20 protein-coding genes are annotated in these 26,725 nt (G+C 72.6%); 9 read left to right on the top strand and 11 right to left on the bottom strand.

Annotated elements, in window-relative coordinates:
* The first annotated feature begins 22 nt into the window (after positions 1–22).
* A complete protein-coding gene (locus IE170_RS03305) occupies positions 23–1,885 on the top strand; it encodes an HSP90 family protein (protein WP_189807787.1) in 1,863 nt (620 codons plus the stop codon).
* Positions 1,882–4,914 (top strand): tetratricopeptide repeat protein, encoded by a 3,033-nt coding sequence (locus IE170_RS33130; RefSeq protein WP_263406919.1) that lies wholly within the window; start codon positions 1,882–1,884, stop codon positions 4,912–4,914. The genes IE170_RS03305 and IE170_RS33130 overlap by 4 nt, the downstream gene beginning before the upstream one ends.
* Before the next feature lie 53 nt (positions 4,915–4,967).
* On the opposite strand, the gene IE170_RS03295 is transcribed toward IE170_RS33130, so the two are convergent.
* Positions 4,968–5,873 (bottom strand): LLM class flavin-dependent oxidoreductase, encoded by a 906-nt coding sequence (locus IE170_RS03295; RefSeq protein WP_189807786.1) that lies wholly within the window; start codon positions 5,871–5,873, stop codon positions 4,968–4,970.
* Positions 5,874–5,992: 119 nt separating this feature from the next.
* Here IE170_RS03295 and IE170_RS03290 point away from each other — a divergent pair, with 119 nt between their 5' ends.
* A complete protein-coding gene (locus tag IE170_RS03290; RefSeq protein WP_189807785.1) occupies positions 5,993–6,877 on the top strand; it encodes a Cof-type HAD-IIB family hydrolase in 885 nt (294 codons plus the stop codon).
* Between the two features lie 32 nt (positions 6,878–6,909).
* Here the strand turns inward: IE170_RS03290 and cydD are convergent, their stop codons facing one another.
* The 3 genes from cydD to IE170_RS03275 are packed head-to-tail and all read right to left on the bottom strand — an operon-like array spanning position 6,910 to position 13,061.
* Complete coding sequence (gene cydD / locus IE170_RS03285; protein WP_189807784.1) at positions 6,910–10,485, bottom strand: thiol reductant ABC exporter subunit CydD; 3,576 nt, start codon at positions 10,483–10,485, stop codon at positions 6,910–6,912.
* 53 nt (positions 10,486–10,538) lie between these two features.
* Complete coding sequence (gene cydB / locus IE170_RS03280) at positions 10,539–11,540, bottom strand: cytochrome d ubiquinol oxidase subunit II (protein WP_189807783.1); 1,002 nt, start codon at positions 11,538–11,540, stop codon at positions 10,539–10,541.
* A gap of 18 nt (positions 11,541–11,558) precedes the next feature.
* A complete protein-coding gene (locus tag IE170_RS03275) occupies positions 11,559–13,061 on the bottom strand; it encodes a cytochrome ubiquinol oxidase subunit I (RefSeq protein WP_189807782.1) in 1,503 nt (500 codons plus the stop codon).
* Between the two features lie 186 nt (positions 13,062–13,247).
* On the opposite strand from IE170_RS03275, the gene IE170_RS03270 reads away from it, so the two are divergent.
* Positions 13,248–13,616 carry a cyclophilin-like fold protein gene (locus IE170_RS03270; protein ID WP_189807781.1) on the top strand — a complete coding sequence of 123 codons (369 nt, stop codon included), beginning with the start codon at positions 13,248–13,250 and terminating at the stop codon, positions 13,614–13,616.
* 77 nt (positions 13,617–13,693) lie between these two features.
* On the opposite strand, the gene hisC is transcribed toward IE170_RS03270, so the two are convergent.
* The gene (hisC, locus tag IE170_RS03265) at positions 13,694–14,773 is read right to left on the bottom strand and encodes a histidinol-phosphate transaminase (protein WP_189807780.1); all 1,080 of its coding nucleotides are present in this window, start codon (positions 14,771–14,773) and stop codon (positions 13,694–13,696) included.
* Positions 14,774–15,134: 361 nt separating this feature from the next.
* On the opposite strand from hisC, the gene IE170_RS03260 reads away from it, so the two are divergent.
* The 3 genes from IE170_RS03260 (at position 15,135) to IE170_RS03250 (ending at position 18,681) form a co-directional block, all read left to right on the top strand.
* Positions 15,135–16,250 carry a LacI family DNA-binding transcriptional regulator gene (locus IE170_RS03260; protein ID WP_189807779.1) on the top strand — a complete coding sequence of 372 codons (1,116 nt, stop codon included), beginning with the start codon at positions 15,135–15,137 and terminating at the stop codon, positions 16,248–16,250.
* Between the two features lie 230 nt (positions 16,251–16,480).
* Positions 16,481–17,698, top strand: a complete 1,218-nt coding sequence (locus IE170_RS03255) for a metallophosphoesterase (protein ID WP_189807778.1) — start codon at positions 16,481–16,483, stop codon at positions 17,696–17,698.
* A gap of 152 nt (positions 17,699–17,850) precedes the next feature.
* Positions 17,851–18,681: a hypothetical protein gene (locus tag IE170_RS03250; protein WP_189807777.1), complete on the top strand. Its 831-nt coding sequence runs from the start codon at positions 17,851–17,853 to the stop codon at positions 18,679–18,681.
* 24 nt (positions 18,682–18,705) lie between these two features.
* Here the strand turns inward: IE170_RS03250 and IE170_RS03245 are convergent, their stop codons facing one another.
* Entirely contained in the window at positions 18,706–19,503 is a 798-nt protein-coding gene (locus tag IE170_RS03245) for a hypothetical protein (protein WP_189807776.1), read from the bottom strand.
* A gap of 236 nt (positions 19,504–19,739) precedes the next feature.
* Between IE170_RS03245 and IE170_RS03240 the strand changes: the two genes are divergently transcribed.
* Complete coding sequence (locus tag IE170_RS03240) at positions 19,740–20,876, top strand: glycosyltransferase (protein WP_229884577.1); 1,137 nt, start codon at positions 19,740–19,742, stop codon at positions 20,874–20,876.
* Between the two features lie 120 nt (positions 20,877–20,996).
* Here the strand turns inward: IE170_RS03240 and thiC are convergent, their stop codons facing one another.
* Positions 20,997–22,784, bottom strand: a complete 1,788-nt coding sequence (gene thiC / locus IE170_RS03235) for a phosphomethylpyrimidine synthase ThiC (RefSeq protein WP_223855501.1) — start codon at positions 22,782–22,784, stop codon at positions 20,997–20,999.
* 224 nt (positions 22,785–23,008) lie between these two features.
* Here thiC and IE170_RS03230 point away from each other — a divergent pair, with 224 nt between their 5' ends.
* On the top strand, positions 23,009–24,406 hold the full coding sequence (locus IE170_RS03230) for a YibE/F family protein (protein ID WP_189807916.1): 1,398 nt from the start codon (positions 23,009–23,011) through the stop codon (positions 24,404–24,406).
* A gap of 58 nt (positions 24,407–24,464) precedes the next feature.
* Here the strand turns inward: IE170_RS03230 and IE170_RS03225 are convergent, their stop codons facing one another.
* From IE170_RS03225 to IE170_RS03210, 4 genes are all read right to left on the bottom strand, one after another.
* Entirely contained in the window at positions 24,465–24,914 is a 450-nt protein-coding gene (locus IE170_RS03225; RefSeq protein ID WP_189807775.1) for an SsgA family sporulation/cell division regulator, read from the bottom strand.
* Positions 24,915–25,011: 97 nt separating this feature from the next.
* Positions 25,012–25,758 (bottom strand): IclR family transcriptional regulator, encoded by a 747-nt coding sequence (locus tag IE170_RS03220; protein ID WP_229884576.1) that lies wholly within the window; start codon positions 25,756–25,758, stop codon positions 25,012–25,014.
* A gap of 297 nt (positions 25,759–26,055) precedes the next feature.
* Positions 26,056–26,283 carry a DUF5326 family protein gene (locus IE170_RS03215; protein WP_114058314.1) on the bottom strand — a complete coding sequence of 76 codons (228 nt, stop codon included), beginning with the start codon at positions 26,281–26,283 and terminating at the stop codon, positions 26,056–26,058.
* A 199-nt stretch (positions 26,284–26,482) separates the two neighbouring features.
* Positions 26,483–26,725, bottom strand: a 243-nt coding sequence (locus IE170_RS03210) for a cupin domain-containing protein (protein ID WP_229884575.1), incomplete at its 5' end; no start/stop codon positions are given.

Below are 26,725 nucleotides of genomic sequence, written 5' to 3'. Positions count from 1 at the left end.
CACCAACGCGAGGTGACTTTCCATGACGTCCGCATCCGCTGCCGCGCTCCCCGAAGACCCCGGGGCCAACACCTTCCAGGTGGACCTGCGCGGCCTCGTCGACCTGCTCTCCCACCACCTCTACTCCAGCCCGCGCGTCTACGTCCGCGAGCTGCTGCAGAACGCGGTCGACGCAGTCACCGCCCGGCACGCGGTCGACCCGCAGGCCGCGGTCCGCATCCGCCTCGCCGCCTCCGGCGGACGCGTCACCATCGAGGACAGCGGCATCGGCCTGACCGCCGACGAGGCGCACTCCCTCCTCGCCACCATCGGCCGCAGCTCGAAGCGCGGCGGCGAACACGGCCTGGAGACCGCCCGCCGCGAGTTCCTCGGCCAGTTCGGCATCGGCCTGCTCGCCTGCTTCGTCGTCGCCCGCCGGATCCGCGTCACCACCCGCTCCGCCCGCGACCCGCATGCCGCCCCCGTCGAATGGCTCGCCGCCGACGACGGCACCTACACCGTCCGCGAACTCCCCGACGACGCACGCCGCGAGCCCGGCACCACCGTCGAACTGGAGGCCCGCCCCGGCGCCGAGGAATGGGTGGCCCCCGCCAAGGTCGAGCAGCTGGCCCGCGACTACGGCTCCCTCCTGCCCTACGACATCACCTTCGACGACGGCACGGGCGGCGAGCCCCGGCCGGTCACCGACCGGCCCGCCGTCTGGGACCGCCCCTTCCCCACGCCCGCCGCCCGCCGCGTCGCGCTCGCCGGCCACTGCGCCGGACTCTTCGGATTCACCCCGCTCGACACCATCGACCTCGACCTGCCGCTCGCCGGAGTGCGCGGCGTCGCGTACGTCCTGCCCGAACCGACCAGCCCGGCCCACCGCTCCGGCCACCGCGTCCACCTCAAGGGCATGCTGCTCACCGACCGGGCCGACAACCTGCTGCCCGACTGGGCGTTCTTCGTGCGCGCCGTCCTCGACACCGACACCCTCCGGCCGACCGCGTCGCGCGAGAACCTCTACGACGACGAGACCCTCGCCGCCGTCCGCGAGGCCCTCGGCGCCCGCATCCGCGCCTGGCTCGCCGAGCTCGCCGCGAGCGACCCCGAACGCCTGGCCGCCTTCCTCGGCGTCCACCACCTCGGCGTGAAGTCCCTCGCCCGGCACGACGCCGAACTGCTCGGCCTGATGCTGCCCTGGCTGCCCTTCGAGACCAGCGACGGCTCGATGAGCCTCCAGGAGTTCACGGCCGCCCACCCCGAGATCCACTTCACCCGCTCCGTCGAGGAGTTCCGCCAGATCGCCCCGATCGCCGCAGCCCACGGCCTCGGCGTCGTCAACGCCGGCTACACCTACGACGCCGACCTGCTCGCCCTGCTGCCCGCCGTGCGGCCGGACCTCAAGGTCGCCGAACTCGACGCCGGAGCAGTCACCGAGCGGCTGGACCCCGTCCCGACCGCCGCCGAACTGGCCCTCGCACCCTTCCTGTCCACCGCCCGCACCCGCCTTCAGCCACAGGGCTGCGACGTGGTGCTGCGCGCGTTCCAGCCCGTCTCGGTCCCCGCGCTGTACCTCGACGACCGGCAGGCCCGGCAGGAGCGCGACCGCACCGCCGCCCTCGACAACGCCGACTCCCTGTGGACCGGCATCCTCGGCGCGCTGCGCGGATCGGCACCCCGTGCCCGCCTCGTCCTCAACCACAACAACCCGCTCATCCGGCGCATCGCCTCCCTGCCCGACGAAGGCCTCACCGGCACCGCCGTCGAATCGCTGTACGGGCAGGCGCTGCTGATGTCCCAGCGGCCGCTGCGCGCGGCCGACTCCGCCCTGCTCAACCGGGCCTTCCTCGGGCTCCTGGAATGGGCCACCCACCCGACCGACGCCCCGGAGGACCCCCAGTGAACCCGATGACGCCCGACGAGGTCCGGCAGGCCCTCGCGGAGAACCGCAGCGCCCCGGGCGGGTCCGCCCGCAACGCCCACGCCGAGGCCCTGGCCGGCGCGGCCGAGGCCACCGGCGACAGGGCGCTCTTCCGCGAGGCGCTGGACAACCTGATCACCTCCTACCTGCACAGCGCCGAGTCCTCGAAGATGCTCGTCCCCTTCGCCCGGCTGCTCCAGGAGTACGACGAGGACCCCGGCTCCTTCGGCCGGTGGGACGTCCACTCGCTGTTCTGGCAGTTCAAGTGGATCGGAACGGCCATCGGTGACTCACCCGAGATCCCCCTGGGCTCCGCCCGCGGCTGGCTGGAGGAGATGGAGCGCCGTTACCGACTCGCCGGCTACAGCGAGCGCCCCGTCCGCGAGGCCGAGATGTGGCTCGCCGACGCCACCGGCGACGACGAGCGGGCCGACCGGGCGATGCGCGCCTGGCTCGCCGCCGAGCGGGACGCCATGAGCGACTGCCACGCCTGCGAACTCAACAGCCAGGGCCAGTACGCCGCCCTGCGCGGCGACGACGCCCGCGCCCTGGAGCTGTGGCAGCCGGTCCTCACGGGGGGCCTGACCTGCGCGGAGGAGCCGCACCGGGTGCTGGCCGCCTCCCTGCTGCCACTGCTGCGGCTCGGCCGCCTCGACGAGGCCCGCCGCAACCACATCCGCGGCTACCGGCTGGCGCGCGGCAACGAGAGCCTGCTCCCGTCGGTCGGCCGGCACATCGAGTTCTGCGCCCTCACCGGCAACGAGTCCCGCGGCTTGGAGATCCTCGCCGAGCACGCCGGACACCTGGGCGCCCTCGCCAACGCCGACGACCAGCTCGACTTCCACGGCGGCGTCCTCGTGCTGCTGCGCCGGCTGGAGGAGCTGGGCCACGGCGGCAGCCCGGCCGTCCCGTACGGGGACGGCCCCCGCACGGTCTCCGCGCTGTACGCGCACCTTCACGCGGGCTCCCTCGACATCGCCCGCCGCTTCGACGCCCGCAACGGCAGCCCCCGCACTTCGGAGCGCTTCCTGGCCCGAGTCGGCCGTGCACCGCTCGTGGGCGTACTGCCTCTCGGCGTCCGCAGCACGCCGCTCCCGCAGACCGAGGCCGGGGCCCCGTCCGCGGTGCCGTCCCGGCAGGCCTCCGCAGCCGGGGACGCGGCCGCGTCCCCGGAGGGCTTCGCCGAGCTGGTGGAGCGGGCGCGTACGGCCCGCGACCAGGGCCGTCCCGCCGCGGACGCGCTCTGGGCCGAGGCCGCCGCCCGGGCCTCGGTGCTGCCCGCGGGCGCCGTGGACGCGCTGACGGCCGCCGACCTGGCCGACAGCCGGGCACTCGCCGCCGCCCGCGTCGGCGCCCCGGGCGCGGCGGACCTGCTCGCGGCGGCCCGCGACGGCTACCGGGCCCTCGGGCAGGCTCAGCGCGCGGCACTGGCGGAACTGCGGCTGGCGAGCGCGGCGGCACAGAACGGGGCTGCCCCGGAGCGGATCCGCGCGCTGCTCGCGGCCGCGGCGGACGCCGCCGAGGCGCTGGGGGCCGACGAGCCGCTGCGCGGGCGCCGGATCGCCCTGGCCGAGCTGGCGGCGCTCCGACTGGAGCCGTACCTGCGCTCCCTGGAGTCGCACCGCGAGGACGGCCCGCCGGAGGCCCACGGGCACGGCGCCGAGCTCGCCGCGGAGCAGGCGGCCCGGCTCACGGCCTTCGCCGCCGCCCACCGCGAGTCGCTGCCCGACCTCGCCGCGGAGGCGGAGGAGATGCTGGGCCGCCTCGCGCTGTCGCAGGGCGATCCGGAGGGCGCCGCGCCGCTGCTCGACGCGGCCGCCGCACGGGCGGTGGCCGCGGGCCGTCCCTGGCTGGCGGTGGACCCGCTCACGCTGCTCGCCGGTGTGCTGATGGCGCTGGACCGGCCGGAGGAGGCCGAGCGGGCGGCACGTGCCGGTCTGGAGCACGCGGCGGAGGTGACCGACGCCGAAACACAGGGCGCGGTCCGCCTCACGCTCGCGGACGTCCTGCTGCGCCGGGGCGACGCGGCCGCCGAGGCTGCCGAGCACGCGCTGGCCGCGGCTCACTGGTTCGACCAGGCCGGACTGGCCTCCGGCGGTGGCGCGCAGGCCCGGTTCACCCTGGCACGGTCCCACGCGGCCCAGGGGCACCACGTCGATGCGGCGGAGGTCCTGCAGTCGGCGCTCCCCGACCTCCTGGAGCACGGGGAGGGGCAGGCGGTAGCGGCCCGCGAGTTCCTGGGCGACCTGCTGGCGCAGCTGAACGAGCCGCAGGATGCGGCGGAGCAGTACCTCCTCGCGGCGGAGACGGCCGAGCACTGGGAGAACCAGCGCCCCCACGCGCACCTGGCGCACTCGGCCGCCGACCAGCTGGCCCGTACGGGTATGGCGCAGGAGGCGGCAGCCGCCTGGGAACGGGCCCTGGAGCTGTACCGGGGAGCGGGCGGCGAGCCGGTCTCCGAGGCGCGGATCCTGCGGTCGCTGGCCTGGCAGGCCCTGCGGGAGGAGGTCACCGCCCCGGCGGTGGCGCACGCCCGGTTCCGCATGGACCAGGCCGCCGACGTGCTGCGGTCGGCGCTGGCCGGCGACCCGGAGGCGCCGCACCTGCTGGCCGAGCTGGCGCAGACCTGGTACCAGCTGGCCCAGCTGGCCGACCGGCAGGTGAACGGGTCCGAGGAGCTCGACGACGCCCACGGCGGCGACGGTGAGGAGGACGGCGGCGGGCCGCGTCCGGCCGGCCGGCTGGACGCGCAGGAGATCGAGGCCCTCAGGCGCGAGGAGGTCGAGCTGTGCGAACGCGCTGCCGCGGTCTACCGGCAGCTGGGCCCGGACCACCTGGCCGACCGCCTCCAGTGTGAGCAGTACGCCGCCTGGACCGAGCAGGAGCTCGGCCGGGACGAGGCGGGAGCGGCGCGCATCGCCGCGCTGGTCGAGGAGTTCAAGGCCCTTCCCGAGGGCGTCGTCGGGGACCTGCTGGAGCGCGCGGAGTACACCCTCGCCCAGTTGTCCTGAGGCTGACCCGGCCCCCTGCCGTCCTGCCGGCGGGGGGCTCGTCGGGCGGGGCCTCAGCGGGCCAGCTGGGCGAGGCCCTCCGTGGCGATCTCCTCGAAAACGCGCTCGTCCGCGGCGAAGTCGGAGTCGGGGATCGGCGCATGGATCACCAGCTCCGTGAACCCGAGCTCCTGGTGGCGGCCCGCGAAGTCGACGAAGGCGTCCACGGACCGCAGCAGGGTGTTGCGCTCCGGGGTGAAGCCGGTCAGCAGGATCCGCTCGATCGAGGAGGTCTCCCGCCCGGCCTCGGCGAGCGCCTTGTCGAGCCGGCTCGACTGGCCCCGCAGTGCCTCCAGCGACTGCTCCGGCGTCCCTTCCTCGTACAGCTTCGGGTCGCCGGTGGTCACCCAGGCCTGTCCGAGGGAGGCGGTGAGCTTCAGACCTCGTGGGCCGGTCGCGGCGACCGCGAACGGCAGGCGGGGCCGCTGCACGCAGCCGGGGACGTTGCGCGCCTCGTCGGCGGAGTAGTAGGCGCCCCGCGCACTCACCGCCGGTTCGGTCAGCAACCGGTCCAGCAGGGTGAGGAACTCGGCGAAGCGGTCCGCGCGCTCACGCGGGGCCCACGGGTCCTGCCCCAGCACGGTCGCGTCGAAGCCGCTGGTCCCCGCCCCGATACCGAGCGACACCCGCCCGCCGGAGATGTCGTCCAGCGTCATGAGCTCCTTGGCGAGGGTCACCGGGTGCCGGAAGTTCGGCGAGGTGACCAGCGTGCCCAGCCGAAGCCGCTCGGTGGCCGCGGCCGCCGCCGTCAGGGTGGGAATCGCGCCAAACCAGGGAAGGTCGCGGAACGACCGCCACGACAGGTGGTCGTAGCTGTAGGCGGTGTGGAAGCCCAGTTCTTCGGCGCGCCGCCACTGGTCGCGACCGCCTTCGTGCCACGGACGTACCGGCAGGATCACCGTGCTCAGACGCAGACTCATGTGATCGAGCGTAGAGCCGGGCGATGTTTCACGTGAAACCGAGCAGGCCGGTGTTCCACGTGAAACATCGCCACCGCGGCCGCTTCCGTCAGCGGATCGAGACCTGTCGCCGCAGGTGCATGGGTGAAGATGGACCCGTGACCTCGGCTCCCCTGCGCCCGGAAGGGCCCACCCCGACCCCACGGCTCATCGCCACCGACCTCGACGGCACCCTGCTGCGCGACGACAAGTCCGTCTCGCTGCGGACCGTGGCCGCTCTCGCCGCCGCCGAGGAGGCCGGGATCGAGGTCTTCTTCGTCACCGGGCGCCCCGCCCGGTGGATGGACGTGGTCAGCGACCACGTGCACGGGCACGGCCTCGCCATCTGCGCGAACGGCGCCGCAGTCGTCGACCTCCACGCGGGCCGCAGCTTCGTCGAGGTGCGGGCCCTGCCCCGGGCCACCGCCCTCACGGTCGTCCAGACGCTGCGCGCCGTCGCCCCCGGCACGTCGTTCGCGGTCGAGATGACCACCGGCATCAACTACGAGCCCCTGTACCCGCCCTTCTTCCAGGACCCGGGTGCCAACGTCGCGACCGCGGAGAAGCTGCTGGACGGGGAGGCCGACGAAACCGCCGCCCCCGTGCTGAAGCTCCTGGCGCACCACCCCGAGCTGGCCCCGGACGAGTTCCTGGAGCTGGCCCGGACGGCCGCGGGCGGCCACGCCTCGATCACCCGGTCCAGCCCTACGGCCCTGCTGGAGATCAGCGGCCTGGGCGTGTCCAAGGCCAGCACCCTGGAACTCTGCTGCGCCGAGCGGGGGATCTCGCCGTCCGAGGTGGTCGCCTTCGGCGATATGCCGAACGACGTGGAGATGCTCCGCTGGGCGGGCACCTCCTATGCCATGGGCAACGCCCACCCTGACGTCATCGCGGCCGCTTCGGGCCAGACGGTCGCCAACAACGAGGACGGGGTCGCGGTCGTCATCGAGCGCATCCTCGCCGACCTCGCCACACAGCGGGGCTGACGCCGACGCAGGGGGCCCGGCAGACCGGCCGATCAGCGGGAGAGGCCGGCCAGCACACCGTCGGCCGCCCGCTCCCGCTCCAGCAGCCGGCGCAGCGGGCCCTCCACCGAGGCGAGTCGGGCGTACGGGCCGCGCTGTACGACCGCTCCACCGTCCAGGACGAGCACCTCGTCCACGGCCTCCAGGCCGGCCAGCCGATGCGTGATCAGCAGGGTGGTCCGCCCCTCCGTCGCGGCCAGCAGGTCGGCCGTCAGCGCGTCGGCGGTCGCCAGGTCGAGGTGCTCGGCCGGCTCGTCCAGGACCAGGACCGGGAAGTCCGCGAGCAGCGCGCGGGCCAGTGCCAGGCGCTGCCGCTGTCCGCCCGATATCCGCTCGCCGTGCTCGCCCACCAAGGTGTCGAGGCCGTCGGGCAGCGCCTCGGCCCAGTCCAGCAGCCGGGCCCCGGCCAGGGCCCGCCGCAGTTCCTCCTCGCTCGCCCCGGGGCGGGCCAGGCGCAGGTTCTCCCGTACGGAGCTGTCGAAGATGTGGGCGTCCTGTGCGCACAGGCCCACCAGCCGGCGGACGTCGTCGCCGTCGAGGGTGCGGGCGTCCGTCCCGGCGAGGGTGTAGGAGCCGGCGACCGGGTCGAGGAAGCGGAGCAGGACGTGCGCGAGCGTGGTCTTGCCGGCGCCGGACGCACCGACGACCGCCGTACGCCGTCCGGCCTCCAGGACCAGGTCCAGCCCGTGCAGGGCGTCCTGCTCCTGGCCCCCGTGACGCGCGGTGAGGCCCGTGAGGCGGAGCGGGAACGGCGAGGCGGGGGCGGGCGCAGGCAGTTCCGGTTCGGCGACCGGCTCGGGGGTGTCGAGCACCTCGTGGAGCCGCTCTGCGCTGCGGAGCACCCGCTGCCGGAACTGAACCGCCTGCGGCAGCCCGGCGACGGCCTCGAAGGCAGCCAGCGGGGTCAGGACCGCCACGGCCATGGCGACACCCGAGAGCCTGCCGTCCTGGACGGCGCCGGCGGCGAACGCCGCTGCCGCGGCGACCGTCAGCCCGCACACAAGCGCGGACAAGCCGCTGCCGAGTCCGGTCGCCGCCGCCCCGCGGGCGGCGATGGCCGTCAGGGTCCGGTCGCTGTCCCTGACCGCGTCCTTGCGGCGGCCCAGGGCGCCGGCGACGGCCAGCTCCGCGGTCCCGGTCAGCAGGTCGGCGGTCCGGGTGGCGAGCTCACCGCGGACGGGAGCGAGCCGGCGCTCGGCGCGGCGGGCACAAGCACCGCTGACCAGCGGGACTCCGACACCGGCGGCGAGAAGCCCGGCGGCGAGGACGGCGCCGGCCTCGGGCAGCAGCCAGGCGGTGAAGGCCACCGACCCGCTTCCGACGAGGACGGCGGTACCGACCGGCAGCATCCAGCGCAGCCAGTAGTCCTGGAGGGCGTCCGCGTCGGCGACGAGGCGCGCCAGCAGGTCGCCGCGCCGCTGCCCGCGCAGCCCGGCGGGGGCGATGCGCTCCAAACGCCGGAAGACGGACACCCGCAGGTCGGCCAGCATGCGCAGGACCGCGTCGTGCGAGACGAGCCGCTCCGCGTACCGGAACACGGCACGGCCGATGCCGAAGGCGCGGGTGGCCGTGACGGCCATCATCAGGTAGAGCACGGGCGGCTGCTGCGAGGCCCGGGAGATCAGCCAGCCGGACACCGCCATCAGTCCGACGCTGCATCCGACGGCCAGAGCGCCGAGCAGCAGTCCGAGCCGGAACCGCTCCTGCCAGGCGCGGGCGGCGGCCCTGACCCGGCGCAGATGGCCGGCGCCGTCGACGCCGCCTGCTCCCGCCGCCACCGCCTGGTCCGTGCCCGCCGGCTCTGACGTGCCGGTCGCCGCGGAGCGGGAGAACTCCCCGTCGGCAGCGGCCGGATCCGGGCGTTCGGCGGCGGCACCGGGAGCGGGCCCCCCTGCCGGTTCCACGGGGGCGGTTCCGACCTCGACGACCCGGTCCGCGAGGGTGAGCAGCGCAGGCCGGTGCACCACCAGCAGGACGGTACGGCCGACCGCGAGGCGCCGTACCGCTTCGACGACGGCGGCCTCGGTCTCCCCGTCCAGCGCGGCGGTCGGCTCGTCGAGCAGCAGCACGGGCCGGTCGGCGAGGAACGCGCGGGCCAGCGCGATCCGCTGCCGCTGTCCGGCCGAGAGCCCTGCCCCGCCCTCGCCGAGCACCGTTTCGGAACCCTGCGGCAGAGCAGCGACGAACTCACGGGCCCCGGCGTCTTCCAGGGCCCGGGCCACGGCCTCGTCGGAGGCGTCGGGCCGGGCGAGGCGCACGTTCTCCGCGACCGTTCCCGCGAAGAGGTGCGGCCGCTGGGGCACCCAGGCGACGTGCTGCCGCCACTGCTCCGGATCGAGGGCGGACAGGTCCGCGCCGCCGATCCGCACCCGCCCCGCACTCGGCGCGGTGAATCCCAGCAGCACCTGCAGCAGGGTGGACTTGCCGGCGCCGCTCGGGCCGGTGAGCGCCACGCACTCACCGGGCGCGACGGTGAGGGAGACCGCTGCGGGCGTGTCCGCGCCGCGGCCGGGGTACCGGACGGCCACCCCGTCGATGTCCAGGGAGAATCCGGCCGGGCCGGGGTCGGGAAGGGCGGCCGGCGTGCCCGGCGCCGGCCGGGGCAGCGGCGTTTCGAGGACGTCGAAGACCTCCTCCGCAGCGGCAAGCCCCTCCGCGGCCGCGTGGTACTGGGCACCGACCTGGCGCAGCGGAAGGTACGCCTCGGGGGCCAGGATCAGTACCACGAGCCCGGTGTAGAGGTCGAGCTCGCCGTGGACGAGCCGCATGCCGATGGTCACGGCGACGAGCGCCACGGAGAGGGTGGCCAGCAGTTCCAGGGCGAAGGACGACAGGAACGCAATCCGCAGGGTCCGCATGGTCGCCCGGCGGTAGTCGCCGGTGATCCGGCGGATCGATTCGGCCTGCGCCTTGGCCCGGCCGAAGACCTTGAGCGTCGGCAAGCCGGCCACGACGTCGAGGAAGTGCCCCGACAGCCGGGACAGCAGCTGCCACTGCCGGTTCATCCGGGACTGCGTGGCCAGCCCGATCAGCACCATGAACAGCGGGATCAGGGGCAGGGTGACCACGATGATCGCCGCTGACACCCAGTCCTCGGTGGCGATGCGGGCGAGAACGGCGGCCGGGACGGCCACCGCCAGGCCGAGCTGCGGCAGGTAGCGGGAGAAGTAGTCGTCGAGGGCGTCCACGCCCCGGGTGGCCAGCGCCACCAGGGAGCCGGTCCGCTGCCCGCTCAGCCACCCCGGCCCCAGGTCGGCGGCCCGGTCCAGGAGCTGTCCGCGCAGGTGCGACTTGACGGCGGCCGAGGCCCGGTGGGCGGCCAGCTCGGTGAGCCATGCCAGCAGCCCGCGCCCCAGTGCCACGGCCGCCAGAAGCAGCAGGGGCGTCTGCAGGGCCCGGCCGTCGAGCCCCTTCTCGAAGGCGCCCACCACGATCTCGGCGATCAGCATCGCCTGCGCGATGACCAGCCCCGCCCCGGCGCACCCCAGGGCCACCACGGCCCCCAGGAAGAGGCGGGTGGACCGGGCGTACCGGAGCAGGCGCGGGTCGATCGGTTTCACGTGAAACATCCCTCGGGAGACGGATGGCCGGGCGGGGCGGCAGCAACCCGCCCGGGTCGGGCTCAGTGCGCGTCGGCGATGTGCTGCGTACCGATCCGCTTGCGGAACACCCAGTACGTCCATCCCTGGTAGAGCAGGACGACGGGGGTGGCCACCGCCGCACACCAGGTCATGATCTTGAGGGTGTAGGGGCTGGACGCCGCGTTGGTGACCGTGAGGCTCCATGCGTCGTCCAGCGAGGACGGCATCACGTTCGGGAAGAGCGTCAGGAAGAGCATCGCGACGGCCGCCGCGATGGTGACGCCGGACAGGGCGAACGACCAGCCCTCCCGTCCCGCGATGTTGGCCGCGAGCGCCCCGGCCAGCGCCGCCACGGCGACGGCCAGGGCGACCAGGCTGGTGCCGTCACCGTGCGCGGCCTGCGTCCAGCCGAGGAAGCCGACGGCCGCCACCGCGGTGGCGACGCCCAGGCGGGTCGCCAAGGCCCGCGCCCGGTCGCGGATGTCGCCGACGGTCTTGAGCGCGGCGAAAACGGCTCCGTGGAAGGTGAACAGGGCGAGGGTGACGAGGCCGCCGAGCAGGGAGTAACCGTTGAACAGGTCGAGGACGCCGCCGACGTACTCCTTGTTCCGGTCGATCTCCACGCCGCGCACGATGTTGGCGAACACCATGCCCCACAGGAATGCGGGCAGCAGGGAAGTCCAGAAGATCGCGTGCTCCCAGTTGGCCTGCCACCGCTCCTCGGCCCGCTTGTGCCGGTACTCGAAGGCGACACCGCGGATGATGAGGCACACCAGGATGGCGAGGAACGGCAGGTAGAAGCCGGAGAACAGCGTGGCGTACCAGTCCGGGAAGGCGGCGAAGGTCGCGCCGCCCGCGGTGAGCAGCCACACCTCGTTGCCGTCCCACACCGGCCCGATCGTGTTGATCAGGACCCGCTTCTCGGGGCGGCCGCGGGCCAGGAGCTTGGTCAGGACGCCGATGCCGAAGTCGAAGCCCTCGAGGAAGAAGTAGCCGGTCCACAGGACGGCGATGAGCACGAACCAGACGTCGTGGAGTTGCATGGCGATATCCCCTCAGCCTCAGTACGAGAAGGCCATCGGCCGGTCGGAGGTGCCGTCCCCGCCGATCCGGGTGGGCGGGTTGAGGTCGGCCTCGGTGAGCTCCGGCGGGCCGGCCTTGACGTACTTGACCAGGAGCTTGACCTCGATGACGGCGAGTACGGCGTAGAGGGCGGTGAAGACGGCCATCGAGGTGAGGACCTCGGCCTGGGACACGCCCGGCGAGACCGCGTCCCGGGTGCGCAGCACCCCGTAGACGACCCACGGCTGGCGGCCCATCTCGGTGAAGATCCAGCCCCAGGAGCTGGCGATCAGCGGGAAGCCGAGAGTCCAGACACCGGCGAGCCAGTACAGGCGCGTCAGGCGGGGGCTGAGGGGCGTGCGGAAGAGGACCAGGTGCGGCCGTTCGTCCTCGCCGGTCCGCAGGGCGGCCGGCAGCAGGAACTTCCGCCGGGTCAACCAGAGGCCGACCGCCCCTATGGCGAAGGAGGCCATGCCGAAGCCGATCATCCACCGGAAGCCCCAGTAGGCGACGGGGATGTTCGGCCGGTAGTCGCCGGGGCCGTACTTCTCCTGCTCGGCCTTGTTGACGTCGTTGATGCCGGGGACGAAGGAGTCGAAGTCGCTGTCGGCGAGGAAGGAAAGGAGGCCAGGCACCTCGATGGCGACCGTGTTGTGGCCCTTGTCCACGTCCCCGTAGGCGAAGACCGAGAAGGGGGCACGCTCCTCGCCGTCCCACAGGGCCTCGGCGGCGGCCATCTTCATGGGCTGCTGCTTGAACATGACCTTGGCCAGCACGTCGCCGCTGACGGCGACGAGCGCGCCGCCGATGACGACCGCCACGAGGCCGAGCCGCAGAGAGGTGCGCATCACCGGGATGTGCTTGCCGCGCATCAGGTGGAATGCGGCGATGCCGACCATGAAGGCGCCGCCGGTCAGGACGGCCGCGGTGAGGGTGTGGAAGACCTGGGCGAGCGTGGTGTTCTGCGTCAGGACCAGCCAGAAGTCCGTCAGCTCGGCCCGTCCGCTCTCCGGATTGATGCGGTAGCCGACCGGGTGCTGCATCCAGGAGTTCGCCGCGAGGATGAAGTAGGCGGAGAGCACCGTGCCGATCGAGACCATCCAGATGCAGGCGAGGTGGATCTTCTTGGGCAGCTTGTCCCAGCCGAAGATCCACAAGCCTATGAAGGTGGACTCGAAGAAGAAGGCTATGAGGGCCTCGAAGGCCAGCGGGGCGCCGAAGACGTCGCCGACGAACCGCGAGTAGTCGGACCAGTTCATGCCGAACTGGAACTCCTGCACGATGCCGGTGACGACACCCATCGCGATATTGATCAGGAAGAGCTTGCCCCAGAACTTCGTGGCCTTGAGGTACTTCTCCTTCTCCGTCCGTACCCAGGCCGTCTGGAGGACCGCGACCAGGGCGGCGAGGGAGATCGTGAGGGGGACGAAGAGGAAGTGGTAGACGGTCGTGATGCCGAACTGCCAGCGCGCCAGTGTTTCCGGCGCCAAAGCTATGTCCACGTCGTCATCTCCTTCGGGTCGCCGTGGATGGCCGCTTCCGGACCCGTCCACTCCCGCCCATACCGGGAGGAAGCACACGAGCTTGTGAACGCGTTCACATTCACAAGCATTATGGCGCATCCCTTTCGGTGACTTTCAGCCGGGTCCCCCTGGTGAAAAAATTCAACAGATTGTTGAATGAGGCGCATGAAGATTCGCATCTCCTGGCCCGCCGGCCACCTCACCGCAACCCTCGACGAGACCCCGACCGGCAAGGCGCTGGCCGAGGCGCTCCCGATCTCCGCCTCCGCCCACACCTGGGGTGAGGAGGTCTACTTCGACACCGGGGTGAGCGTCGCGCTGGAATCCGATGCACGGCAGGTCGTAGAGCCGGGCACCGTCGCGTTCTGGACCGAAGGGGACGCCCTCGCCCTCCCCTACGGCCCCACACCCATCTCGCTGGGCGGCGAGAGCCGCCTGGCGAGCCCGTGCAACGTGCTCGGCTCCTTCGACGGCGACCCCCGCCTGCTGGCCACCGTCCGCGACGGCGACCCCGTCCGGGTGGAGCGCGCGTAGGGCGCACGCCCCCGACCTGCGGCGCACGCGCCCGCGCGCCGGTTGCCGCACCCGCCTGAGCGCTCCGTCCGCGAGCGCTACAGCTGCTTGAAGAAGGCCTCCGCCGTGTGCAGGAAGAGGTCGTTCGCCTCGGGCTCGCCGATCGTGACCCGCAGGCCCTCGCCCACGAAGGGCCGGACCACCACACCGGCCTTCTCGCAGGCCGCCGCGAAGTCGGCGGTGTGCTCGCCCAGCCGCATCCACACGAAGTTCGCCTGCGTGTCCGGCACCGTCCAGCCCTGGCCGAGCAGTGCCTCGTGGACGCGGTCGCGCTCGCACACCAGCGCCCCGACCCGGCCCATCAGCTCGTCCTCGGCGCGCAGCGACGCGACCGCCGCGTCCTGGGCCAGCTGGCTGACGCCGAACGGCACCGCCGTCTTGCGCAGCGCCGCGGCCACCCGCTCGTGCGCCACCGCGAAGCCGACGCGCAGGCCGGCCAGGCCGTACGCCTTGGAGAACGTGCGCAGCACGCACACGTTGGGGCGGTCGCGGTAGAGCTCGATGCCGTCGGGCACCTCGGTGTCGCGGACGAACTCGCGGTACGCCTCGTCGAGGACCACCAGGATGTCCGAGGGCACCCGGTCCAGGAAGCGCTCCAGCTCGGCGCGGCGCACAGCCGTACCGGTGGGGTTGTTCGGGTTGCAGACGAAGATGAGGCGGGTCCGCTCGGTGATCGCCTCGTACATCGCGTCGAGGTCGTGCACGTCCCCGTCGGTCAGCGGCACCTGCACGGACGTCGCGCCGGAGATCTGCGTGATGATCGGGTAGGCCTCGAAGGACCGCCAGGCGTAGACGACCTCGTCACCGGGGCCGGCGGTCGACTGGATCAGGGACTGGGCCACGCCGACGGAGCCGGTGCCGGTGGCGATGTGGTCCGCCGGGACGCCGAACCGCTCGGCGAGCTCGTTCACGAGGTCCGTGCACGCCATGTCGGGGTAGCGGTTGAACCTGCCGGCGGCGGCCACCGCGCTCTCCAGCACGCCCGGCAGCGGGGGGTAGGGGTTCTCGTTCGAGGACAGCTTGTACGCGACGGCGCCGCCGGCGGCAGCGGGCTTGCCCGGCTTGTAGGTCGGAATGCCGTCCAGCTCGGCGCGCAGCTTCGGGCTCTTCTCGCTCACCTGGGGTCCTCCTCGACCGTCCCGTCCGACGTCGCCGTCGACTCAATACTGCTCACCTTATGAGGATTCCGACGTCCCGAAAATGGCCGCGCCTGGATTGCGGGGGAGCGCACGCATATATGCGTGCGCCGGTGGCCTGCGCCGTGGCGCGCATCCCTCGTACAGGTGAGTTGGTGCGGGGCGCGGGCGCGTCCGTTTTGGCATGCCCGTACCCGGCGACTAAGGGCCAGCTCGCTCTCCGCAGGTAAATCCCTTTGTTTCCAAGGTCATTGAGGGTGTCGTGCCATGCAGAAACGTGCCTGTCAACGCGTGCATATGCACCCGGCCCCCCTGCCGTACCGCGCCCTACTATCGGCTCGCCATGACAGCAGCAGGGAAGCACCAGGTGAGCCGGACCGAGACCACCCGGCGGGCCGCCGGCCGACAGGGCCGGGCCGGCATCAGGGACGTGGCCGCCGCAGCGGGCGTCTCGATCACGACCGTCTCCGACGCGCTCAATGGCAAGGGGCGGCTGCCGGACGCCACCCGCCGCCACGTCCGCGAGGTCGCCGACCGGCTGGGCTACCGCCCGTCCGCCGCCGCCCGCACCCTCCGTACCGGCAAGTCCGGCCTCATCGGCCTGACCGTGACCACGTACGGGGATGAACCTTTCACCTTCACCGAGTTCGCCTACTTCGCCGAGATGGCCAGAGCCGCCACCTCCGCCGCGCTCGCCCGCGGCTACGCCCTCGTCATCCTCCCCGCCACCTCCCGCCACGACGTGTGGTCCAACGTCGCCCTCGACGGCACCGTCGTGATCGACCCCTCGGACCACGACCCCGTCGTCAGCGAGCTCGTGCGCCAGGGCCTCCCGGTGGTCTCCGACGGCCGCCCCGCCGGAAGCCTCCCCGTCACGGCCTGGGTGGACAACGACCACGAGGCGGCCGTCCTCAACCTGCTCGACCACCTCGCCGCCGCCGGCGCCCGCCGCATCGGGCTGCTCACGGGCACCACCACGGACACCTACACCCGCCTCTCCACCACCGCCTACCTCAAGTGGTGCCAGCGCGCCGGCCAGGACCCCGTCTACGAGTCCTACCCCGCCCACGACCCGTGCGCCGGCGCCGTCGCGGCCGACCGCCTGCTCGCCCGCCCCGACCGCCCCGACGCCGTCTACGGACTCTTCGACCCCAACGGGACCGACCTGCTGGCCGCGGCCCGCCGCTACGGGCTGCGGGTGCCCGAGGACCTGCTCCTCGTCTGCTGCAGCGAGTCCACCGTGTACGCCACCACCGAGCCGCCGATCACGACGCTCTCCCTCAAGCCGCGCCGGATCGGCACCGCCGTCGTGCAGCTCCTCATCGACGCGATCGAGGGCGTGCACACCGGCCGGCCGGTCGAGCAGGTCGTCCCCACGGAGCTGATCGTCCGCACGTCGTCCCAGCGCAGGAGGCCCCGGACCACGGTCAGTGCGCCCAGGTCACCGGCCCAGGACTGACCGCTGCGCCTCCCTGCCGGCGGGGTCGGGGGCTCCGCCGCGCAATTCGACAGTGCCGATTTCGGGAGAAAGCGGCAGGAACGATTGGTTCCGCACAGGATTCACCACCCCTGGTGCGTCACACAGCGCGAGCCGCATTCCTATGATGGGCGCACGACATCACGGATCCTCCGACCGGAGGCCAGGGGGATCCGCAGGTGTACGGCAGCGCGACGGTGGTGGAGGGGTCGATGACTCAGGGGGCCGGTCAGGGACCCGCGATGCGGACGGAGACGCTGCGGGACTTCCGGGTGCCGGTCGACGAGTCCCATCCGTACGGCGCGCCCGCGGGACGTCCCGAGGAGGCACCCGTCTACGGCGAGTACCCCGCCTACTACGGCGAGCCCGCGCCGGGTTCCGCACCGCCCCCGCCCGCGCCCCCGGCGCCCGCCCCCGTACCGCCGCCGGCTCCGGCCGTACCGCCGGTCCCGGCGCAGCCGCCGGCCGGCGGGGCGCCCGCGCAGGGCAGCGGCCACGCCGACTACACGCCCACCCAGCGCGACCTGCCGGTCATCACCCGCGCGGCCGTCGGCGGCCCGGGTGACACCGTCCAGGTCCAGTACGTCCCCCAGGACTCCCCGACCGGGCCGGGGCCGCTCTACGTCGTCGGCGACGTCCACGGCTACCTCGACGAGCTCGTCGCCGAGCTGCAGGCGCAGGGCCTGATCGACGCCGACCGGCGCTGGTCCGCGGGCAACGCCCGCCTGTGGTTCCTCGGCGACTTCACCGACCGCGGGCCCGACGGCATCGGCGTGATCGACCTGGTCATGCGGCTCTCCGCCGAGGCCGCCGCCGCCGGCGGCTACTGCAAGGCCCTCATGGGCAACCACGAGCTGCTGCTCATCGGCGCCAAGCGGTTCGGCGACACCCCTGTCGCCTCGGGCGCCGGCACCGCGACGTTCCAGGCGGCCTGGCTGCTCAACGGCGGCCAGCGCACCGACATGGAGCGCCTGGAGGACGTCCACCTGCAGTGGATGTCGCGGCTGGACGCCGCCGTCCTCGAGGACGGCCACCTGCTGCTGCACTCGGACACGACCGCCTACCTCGACTACGGCGACTCCGTCGAGGACGTCAACGACACCATCCACGAGCTGCTCAACCGCAACGACGCCGACATCACCTGGGACCTGTTCCGCAAGTTCACCAAGCGGTTCGCCTTCCGCGACGAGGAGACGGGCCCCCAGGCGGTCCGCGAGCTCCTCGCCACCTACGGCGGCAGCCGCATCGTGCACGGCCACAGCCCCATCCCGTACCTGCTCGGCGAGGTGGGCACCGAGGACGGCGACGACTCCCGCGGGCCCGAGGTGCACGGCCCCCACGTGTACGCGGACGGGCTCGCCATCGCGATGGACGGCGGCGTCACCATGGCCGGCAAGCTCCTGGTGCAGCAACTCCCGCTCGCCGACTGACGCTTGTCACGAGCGGGACAATTCGCGAAACCCCCTGTCACGGCGCGGCATGGGCCCTCTACCATCGCTCTATCCGTAGCAAACTCTCCTCCGTTGAGCCGGCCGCCCCGAAAATTCACGCGGGGAAACCGGCCGCCACGGAGCATCGGGGGATGCACATGAACAGCGCTCCGCACCTGCTGGCCGAGGACCGCCCCGAATTCGACCGGCTCCTCGACGAGGCGCTGCGCACCGCACACGAGCGGCCCGAGCTCGCCGCGCTCGGCGAGCGGCTGAGCACCGAACAGCTGCGGGCCATGGCGGTCGGGGCCAGCGCCCTGCTGACGGCCGCGGCGGCCGTCGAGTACGACCGCTTCGTGCAGGTACGCGGTGCACGGCGCGCTAAGATCCGCTCGACGCCGCGGTCGGGAGGGCCCGGGGGCGTCCCGGAGGAGAGCGGCGCCGGGCTCAGCGCCGTCGTCGCGGTCCTCGCGCCGGTCCTCGCGGCCGCCGCCATGATGATCTTCCTGTTGGTCGGCTACGTCCTGAAGGCGGTCGAGCCCGAACCGGCCTTCGCGGACACCCTGCTGACGGCGGGGTGGTTCTTCGGGGCTCTTACGGCGGTCACCCTGCTCGGCGCGGTCGTGGGGCTGCTGGTGACGGCCCTGCGGAACCGGGCGACGGAGGTCGTGGCCGGGGCTGAGGACCGGGCCGCGCCCGACGAGGTCTCCCTGGCCCGCGAGGCCTGGCGGCAGGCGCTGCTGGAGCGGGGCATCCTGCCGTTCCTGCGGGACGCTCTGGCCGCTCCGGGAGCGGGGCCGGAGCACGGCGCGCCCGGCGCGCCGAAGGCCGGGCGCATTCCCGATCTGGGATACACCCGGCCCGACTTCAGCAGTCCGCGGAACCCTTCGCAGGGGGCCCGGCCCGGCTACACCGCTCCGGACTTCAGCGGCCCGGAGTTCGGCAGCCCGGGGTTCGGCAGCGCGAGCCGCGGGCCGCTCTGACGACGGAGCGGCCTGCGCATCGCGCTAGTTCACGTCTGCCGGAAGGAGGTTCATGTCCTCCTGAGAGAGCGACTTGTTCGCGAACCGGGCGAGGCCGTTGGCCCCGGCGGCCGGCTGCGGGTTCGCCGGCGTCCACACCTCGTTGCAGGTGAGGGCGTCCGGTGTGCCGGGGTTGATGGTGCAGCTCGTCTCGTAGATCTCCCCGCCGGTGGTCAGCACCTCGATGTTGACGATGTTGGCCTGGGAGGAGACCGACACGGCGCAGGCATCCGTCGGGTACGTCTCGCCGGTGTCCGTCAGGTCGTACCAGCGCCACGGGGTGGGGGCAGGCGTAAGGTCCCGGATGCCCGCGTAGGTGACGGTGTCGGAGAGCACCGCCTTGACCTCGCGGGCCGCCGCGGGCCGGACGGCGTCCACGTCGAAGCACTGGCCGCTGGCGCCCTGGGGCCCGGTGGCGCCCGTCGGGCCCGTCGCACCGGTGCCTGCGGGGCCCGTCGGACCGGTCGGGCCCGTCGGGCCGGTGGCGCCCGTCTTGCCCTTGGGACCGCGCGGACCGGTGGGGCCGACCTTGCACTTGTCGCCGCCCGCGGGCTGGGCGGAGACCGCCGGCGGGTCCGTTGCCTTGTTCGCCGCCGCCAGGTCGCAGTGCTCGCCGGTGTCCGACACCAGCGCACCGGCGGGCAGCGGCGCCCCCACGGCGGAGGGGGCGGCGACCGCCGCACCCATGACCAGCGCCAGGGAGGCGAAGGTGCCGCCGGCCAGCCAGCCCGCCCGGCGGGGCAGCGGCCCCAGCGAAGCTCGGGTCCTGTCCTCAGAACTCATGTAGCGCTCCTCCTGCACACGGGATCGAATGCCTTCCCGAAGCCCGTACACGAACGCGGACTCCGCGAGGAGCAACTGTGTGCAGGCCCGCCCGCCACCGCAGCCCGGCTCGCCCGCCGGTCATTAAAACGGACGAGCACAAAGGGCCACTTGGCCGTGCGTACGGCAGCCGCGCGGGGCCGCCGTCCGGCGTGCCGCCCGCTGGAAGCAGTGCCGCGTCCCTAGGGTCGGCGGCCGTGAAGCCGACCATCTGCCTCTGCATGATCGTGAAGAACGAGTCCGCCGTCATCGAGCGCTGCCTGGACTCCGTGCGGGACCTCATCGACACCTGGGTGATCTCCGACACCGGGTCGACGGACGGCACCCAGGACCTCATCCGGAAGGCGCTGCACGGCATCCCGGGTGAGCTGCACGAGGAGCCCTGGACCGACTTCGGCCACAACCGCAGCCTCAACATCGCGCACGCCCGCGGCAAGGCCGACTACCTCCTGCTCCTCGACGCCGACCTCGTCCTGCGGCGCAACGGCCCGCTGCCCGAGCTCACGGCGCAGTCGTACATGCTGCGCCACGAGGGCCCGACGGAGTACCGGATCAAACGGCTGGTCCGCGGCGACCTGCCGTGGCGCTACGAGGGCGCCACCCACGAGTACCTGACCTGCGACCGCCCCGGCGAGTACGAGGACCGCCCCGGCGTGCAGGAGAACCTGGACGCACTCTCCATCGTGGACCACGCGGACGGCGGCTCGCGCCACGACAAGTTCGAGCGGGACGCCCGGCTGCTCGGGGCCGAGCTGGAGCGGGACCCCTCCAACACGCGGACGGTCTTCTACCTCGCCCAGACGATGCGGGACATGGGCAAGACCGCCGAGGCCATCCGGCTCTACGAGCAGCGCGCCGCCATGGGCGGCTGGGAAGAGGAGGTCTACTACGCCCTGCTCCAGTCCGGCGTCCTGCGGGCCGAGTCCGGCGACTGGCCCGGTGCGATGGACGCCCTGGTCCGGGCCTGGGAAACCCGGCCGACCCGGTTGGAGGCCTGCTACGAACTCGCCTCGCGGCTGCGGGTGCAGGGCCGCCACCACGCCGCGCACGCGGTCACCACGGCGGTCCTGGACCGGCCGGCCCCGCCGGACCTGCTGTTCGTGCACCCCTGGGTATACCGGTGGGGGCTGCTCTTCGAGCACTCCATCACGGCGTACTGGGTCGGGGACATGGACGCCTCCCTGCGCGCCTGCGACCGCCTGCTGGCACTTCCCGACCTGCCGGAGGCCTACCGACGGCAGACCGAGGCGAACCGCGCCTTCGCCCTGGCGGGCGGCGGCTCTGCCGTCCCTGTTTCACGTGAAACATCGCCCCAGCAGCCGACTGCAGTCTGAGCGGCCCCCTTCCGGGCCGCCGACCGGCCGGGAGCCGGGTACGCGCCGGGAACGACGGCGCGGGGCGGGCCCGCGGCTCCCCCCATGGGTCGCGGGTCCGCCCCGTCGCTCCCCAGGGGGTCAGTCGGCGAGCGGGAGGTACACCCTGTTGCCGCTCGCCGCGAATTCGGCGGACTTCTCCGCCATGCCCGCCCGGATCTCCTCGGCTCCCAGGTCCCCGCCGTGTTCGCGGCGGATGTCCTGCGAAATCTTCATCGAGCAGAACTTCGGACCGCACATCGAGCAGAAGTGCGCGGTCTTGGCCGGTTCGGCCGGGAGGGTCTCGTCGTGGAACTCGCGCGCCGTGTCCGGGTCGAGGGCCAGGTTGAACTGGTCCTCCCACCGGAACTCGAACCGCGCGTCCGACAGGGCGTCGTCCCACTCCTGGGCGCCCGGGTGGCCCTTGGCCAGGTCGGCCGCGTGCGCCGCGATCTTGTACGTGATGACGCCCGTCTTGACGTCGTCGCGGTTGGGCAGGCCCAGGTGCTCCTTGGGCGTGACGTAGCAGAGCATCGCCGTGCCCCACCAGGCGATCATCGCGGCGCCGATGCCCGAGGTGATGTGGTCGTAGGCCGGGGCCACGTCCGTGGTCAGCGGGCCGAGCGTGTAGAACGGCGCCTCCTCGCAGATCTCCTGCTGGAGGTCGATGTTTTCCTTGATCTTGTGCATCGGGACGTGCCCCGGGCCCTCGATCATGGTCTGCACGTTGTGGCGCTTGGCGATCGTGTTCAGCTCGCCGAGCGTCTTGAGCTCCGCGAACTGCGCCGCGTCGTTGGCGTCCGCGATGGACCCGGGACGCAGGCCGTCACCGAGCGAGTAGGTGACGTCGTACGCCGCGAGGATCTCGCAGAGCTCCTCGAAGTTCGTGTAGAGGAAGTTCTCCTTGTGGTGCGCCAGGCACCACGCCGCCATGATCGAGCCACCGCGGGAGACGATCCCGGTCTTGCGGCGGGCGGTCAGCGGGACGTACGGCAGCAGCACGCCGGCGTGGACCGTCATGTAGTCGACGCCCTGCTCGGCCTGCTCGATCACCGTGTCCTTGTAGATCTCCCAGGTCAGCTCCTCGGCCTTGCCGTCGACCTTCTCCAGCGCCTGGTAGAGCGGCACGGTGCCGATCGGCACGGGGGAGTTGCGCAGCACCCACTCGCGCGTGGTGTGGATGTTGCGGCCGGTGGAGAGGTCCATGACCGTGTCGGCGCCCCAGCGGGTGGCCCAGGTCATCTTCTCCACCTCCTCCTCGATGGAGGAGGTGACGGCGGAGTTGCCGATGTTCGCGTTGACCTTCACCAGGAACTTCTTGCCGATGATCATCGGCTCGATCTCCGGGTGGTTCACGTTGGCCGGCAGCACGGCGCGGCCCGCCGCGATCTCCTCGCGGACCACCTCGGGGGAGACGTTCTCGCGGATTGCGACGTACTCCATCTCCGGGGTGACCTCGCCGCGTCGCGCGTACGCGAGCTGCGTGACCGCCTGGCCTCCGCGTCCCCGGCGGGGCAGGCGCGGGCGGCCGGGGAACACCGCATCGAGGTTCTTGAGGCCCCCGCGCGGCGACGTGTGCTTGATGCCGTCGTCCTCGGGGCGTACCGGGCGGCCCGCGTACTCCTCCGTGTCGCCGCGGCCGATGATCCAGTTCTCGCGCAGCGGCGGCAGCCCGCGGCGCACGTCCGTCTCGATCTGCGGGTCGGTGTACGGCCCGGACGTGTCGTACAGCGTCACGTCATTGCCGTTGGTGAGGTGGACCTGGCGAACCGGCACGCGGATGTCGGGGCGGGAGCCCGCGACATAACCCTTGTGCCAGCCCGGCTGGCGCTCGGTCTGGCCGTCGGCGTCCCGGCCGGCGGCAGGCGTGCGTGCGTCCTGAATGGTCATGAGACCTGATCTCCCTACGCCGGCATTACCCGGTAACAGGTTCGGCGGTCGGCGCAGCCTCCTCCCGCACGCATGTCCGCGCGTACGGTGATCAGCGCCCTCTCAGCCCGGTGCTCCGAGCTCCCGCGTTGTGCAAAGGTGCCCCCACGCTAGCGTCATCTGTGGCGTGCTGAACAGTGGGCCCCCTCATCTCTTGCGATGATCAGCCGGTGACGCCCTCGACGATGCCCCCCGGCGAGCCCACCGACCCGCACGAGCCCCCGCCCTCGGACGGCCGTGCGCCGAAGGGCCGCGGCCACTCCCACGAACCAGGCCACTCCCAAGGCCACGGACACGTGCACAGCCACGGGCACGGGCCGGCGGCCCCCGTCTCGAAGCACCTGCGCAAGGTCATCGCGGCGGTGCTGATCCCGTTCGCCACGGCCGTGTTCGTCGGCATGGCCGTGCTGTGGCCCGGCGGCGCTCCGGCGCACGAGCGCTCCGGAGTGGGCTTCGACCGCCAGACGGAGCAGGCGCGCGTGGTCGCGCTGGAGACCGTCGACTGCAAATCCGTGAACGCCTCACAGGTGCCGCCCACCGGCGACACCTCCACCCCGTCGGGCCGCGAAGCGGTCGCCCGGCAGAACGGATCCTGCAAGAAGGCCACGGTGGAGGTCGGCACCGGGCCCGACAAGGGCCGGACCTTCTTCGAGATCGTCCAGCCGGGCGCACCGCGCCAGTTGGCCGACGGGCAGGAGGTCGTCGTGGCGTACGCCCCCGACGCGCCCCGCGACCTCCAGTACTCGGTCATCGACGTCAACCGCAAGCTGCCGCTGGCCCTGCTCGCCGGCCTCTTCGCGCTGGTCGTGGTCCTCGTCGGCCGTATGCGCGGGCTGTTCGCGCTGATCTCGCTCGCCATCAGCTTCACCGTGCTGACGCTGTTCATCCTGCCGGCGATCCTGCAGGGCTCCAATCCGCTGCTCGTGGCGGTCATCGGGGCCAGCGCCATCATGCTGATCGCGCTCTACATGTGCCACGGCCTGACCGCCCGGACCTCGGTCGCGGTCCTGGGCACGCTGGTGTCCCTGCTGCTGATCGGACTGCTGGGTTCGGTGTTCATCGACTGGGCGTTCCTCAGCGGCAACACGGACGACAACACCGGGCTCATCCACGGCCTCTACCCGGACATCGACATGAGCGGCCTGCTGCTGGCGGGCGTCATCATCGGATCGCTGGGCGTCCTCGACGACGTGACGGTCACCCAGACGTCGGCGGTGTGGGAACTCCACCAGGCGGACCCGTCGATGGGGCCGCGGGCCGTCTACCGGGCGGCCACCCGCATCGGGCGGGACCACATCGCGTCCGTGGTCAACACGCTGGTCCTGGCCTACGCGGGCGCGGCGCTGCCGCTGCTGCTGCTGTTCTCGATCGCGAACAGCAGCATGGGGTCGGTGGCCAACAGCGAGCTCGTCGCGGAGGAGATCGTGCGGACCCTGGTGGGGTCGATCGGCCTGGTGGCCTCGGTCCCGGTGACGACGGCCCTGGCGGCGCTGGTCGTCTCCGCGGACCGGCCCGGCCCCGCGGCCGCAGGCGGTGCCCCCGCTGCGGCCCGCGGCGGACGGGGGCGGCGGCGCAAGCGCTGACCCGGCCCGCAGCCGCAGCCGCGGGCCGGGTCCTGGGGGCGCGGCCGGGGCTGTGGCGCTAACCCGCGTTCTGCTCGTTCTGCCGTGCCTCGGACAGGATCCGGTCGAGGGCCTCGTCCAGGCTTCCCTCGAAGTCACCGAGGCTGCGCTCCTGGCCGAGCGGAACGATCCGGTCGGTACGGTCGAGGAAGGCGACGAGCGGTGCAGCGCCCGCCCGGAACAGCGCCCGGTCGCTGCCGACCTGGAGCCGGATGTGGACGTCCGACAACTCGTCGGGGGAGGTGGGGGCGACGTGCACATCGCCCTCGCCGCACGGCTCGTTGATGCCGTCGAGGAGGAGTTCCCGCCCGAACGCCCAGGTCACCGGCGCATCCCCGGGAAGGTGGAAGGTCAGGCGCACCGCATACGGATCGTCGGCGTCATACCGGAGCTCCACCGGGATCCGGAACGAGAGCTCCTCGGAAACGAGGAAGCTCATCATGACCTCTGCCTGAACCGATTCGCGCATTGCCTACCCCGCTGTCGTGGAAGTGGCCAGGAATGACCCCCCGAGACCCTCTTGACAAGGGTGGTGGAAGCAGTCGCGGATCACAAGGAGTGAGTTTTCAGATACTGATAGAGAACGAGAGGGTGCTCAACAGCGCGCCTACTTCACTCCGTAGTCGTCCAACTACACATGGCAACTTGTCCGCTTGGTGCAAGGGGAGAGAAATCGCCATGGTCCCGGCGGTGTCCCCCGCCGTGATCGGGACGGCCGCGCACACCGTGCCCAGCGCGTACTCCTGGTGCTCCGTCACCGGCTGCATGCGGCCGAGCGATGCGATGCGCTGCTCCAGCGCGCGCTGGTCCCGCACCGTGTACGGGGTGATGGCCTCGACGGGGTGCCGGTCGTAGTAGTCCCTGCGGGTCTCCTCGTCCAGCTGGGCGAGCAGGCACTGGCCGATGGCGTGGGCGTGGCCCGTGGCGCGGAAGTCCGCCCACTCCTCCACCGCCGGGTCGGACGGCGTGTCCGAGACGCCCACCACCTCGATCTCCCCGTCCCGGAAAACCGCGAAGTACACCGGGGCGCCGACCGCGTCACGGAAGTGGGCGAGCGAGTCGAGAATCATGCTGCGACGTTTCTGCTGCACCCCGCCGCCCGCCAGCCGTCCGGCCGCGTCCCCGAGGACGAACACCCCGCCCTCGCGGCGCAGGTATCCCTCGTAGGTGAGCGTGCGCAGCAGGTGGTACGCGGTGGGCAGCGGCAGGCCGGCCTCACGCGCGAGCTGTTTCGCCGGGGCTCCCCCGCTGTGGGAGCCCGCTGCTTCGAGCAGCCGCAGCGCCCGCTGCACCGAACCGATCAGCGTGGACACACCGGCATTGTGAACCGGAGACACAGCTCACCCCCAGGCCTGGCGGCGGAACAGGGCGGCCCGCCCTGCGGGGGCCGCCCCCGCCGCACGCCGCGGATTCTGGGGGTCATGCTCGGGTCATGAGTGGCGTAGCCGCAGGTCACAGCGGTGCTTCCGGCGTTCGCGCCCAGGAGCGGCACAGGCGCGACTCTATCCACCGTCGCGCGCGCCGTGAGCTTCCGCGTGCCCCACGTTCCCCCACTCGGGTTAACCGAGGCGGACCCGGCACCCGGTCCGCAGGAGCGGCCCCGCCGGTCGCTACCAGTCGCGCGAGGAGGACTTCGTGCTGCTCCCGCCGAACTTCTTCACCAGGAAGACGAGTCCGCCGACCAGCGCCACGAACAGCAGCAGCTTGAAGGCGAACCCGATCAGGGCACCGAGGATGCTCGTGATGACGCCGCCGAAGACGAACAGCACCAGAAGGGGGATCGCAACCCACTTCACCCACCAGGGCATGCCGGCGAACGTCTCTCGGATGCCGTCCATTGCTCGACCTCTTCCTCTTCGGCCCGCGTGTGCGCGTGCGCGTCGCATGTCGTCGTACGGTCGTGTTTCCTGACTCGATGCTAGGAGGGCGCGGGCACCGGCGGGGGCCCGCGAGCCCCCGGAGTCCCCTGATCCGGCCCTTAGGGGACTCCGGGGCCCGACCCGGAACCGGCCCCTCGGCGGACCCCGTGCCGAGCGGTCACACCTCCGGCGGGGAGAACACCACCAGCACCTTCAGGTCCTCGCTGATGTGGTGGAACTTGTGCGGGACCCCGGCCGGCACGTAGACGACGCTGCCCCGGGCCACCGTCGTCGTCTCGTCCCCGACCGTGATCGAGGCGCGGCCGCTCACCACGAAGTACACCTCGTCCTGGCGGTGCGGCTGCTGCGGGTCGCTCTGGCCGGCATCGAGCGCGTACAGGCCGACAGACATGTTCGGCTC

Source organism: Streptomyces toxytricini, assembly GCF_014649915.1.
Taxonomy (GTDB): Bacteria; Actinomycetota; Actinomycetes; order Streptomycetales; family Streptomycetaceae; genus Streptomyces; species Streptomyces toxytricini.
This window is presented reverse-complemented; position numbering and strand designations above follow the sequence as displayed.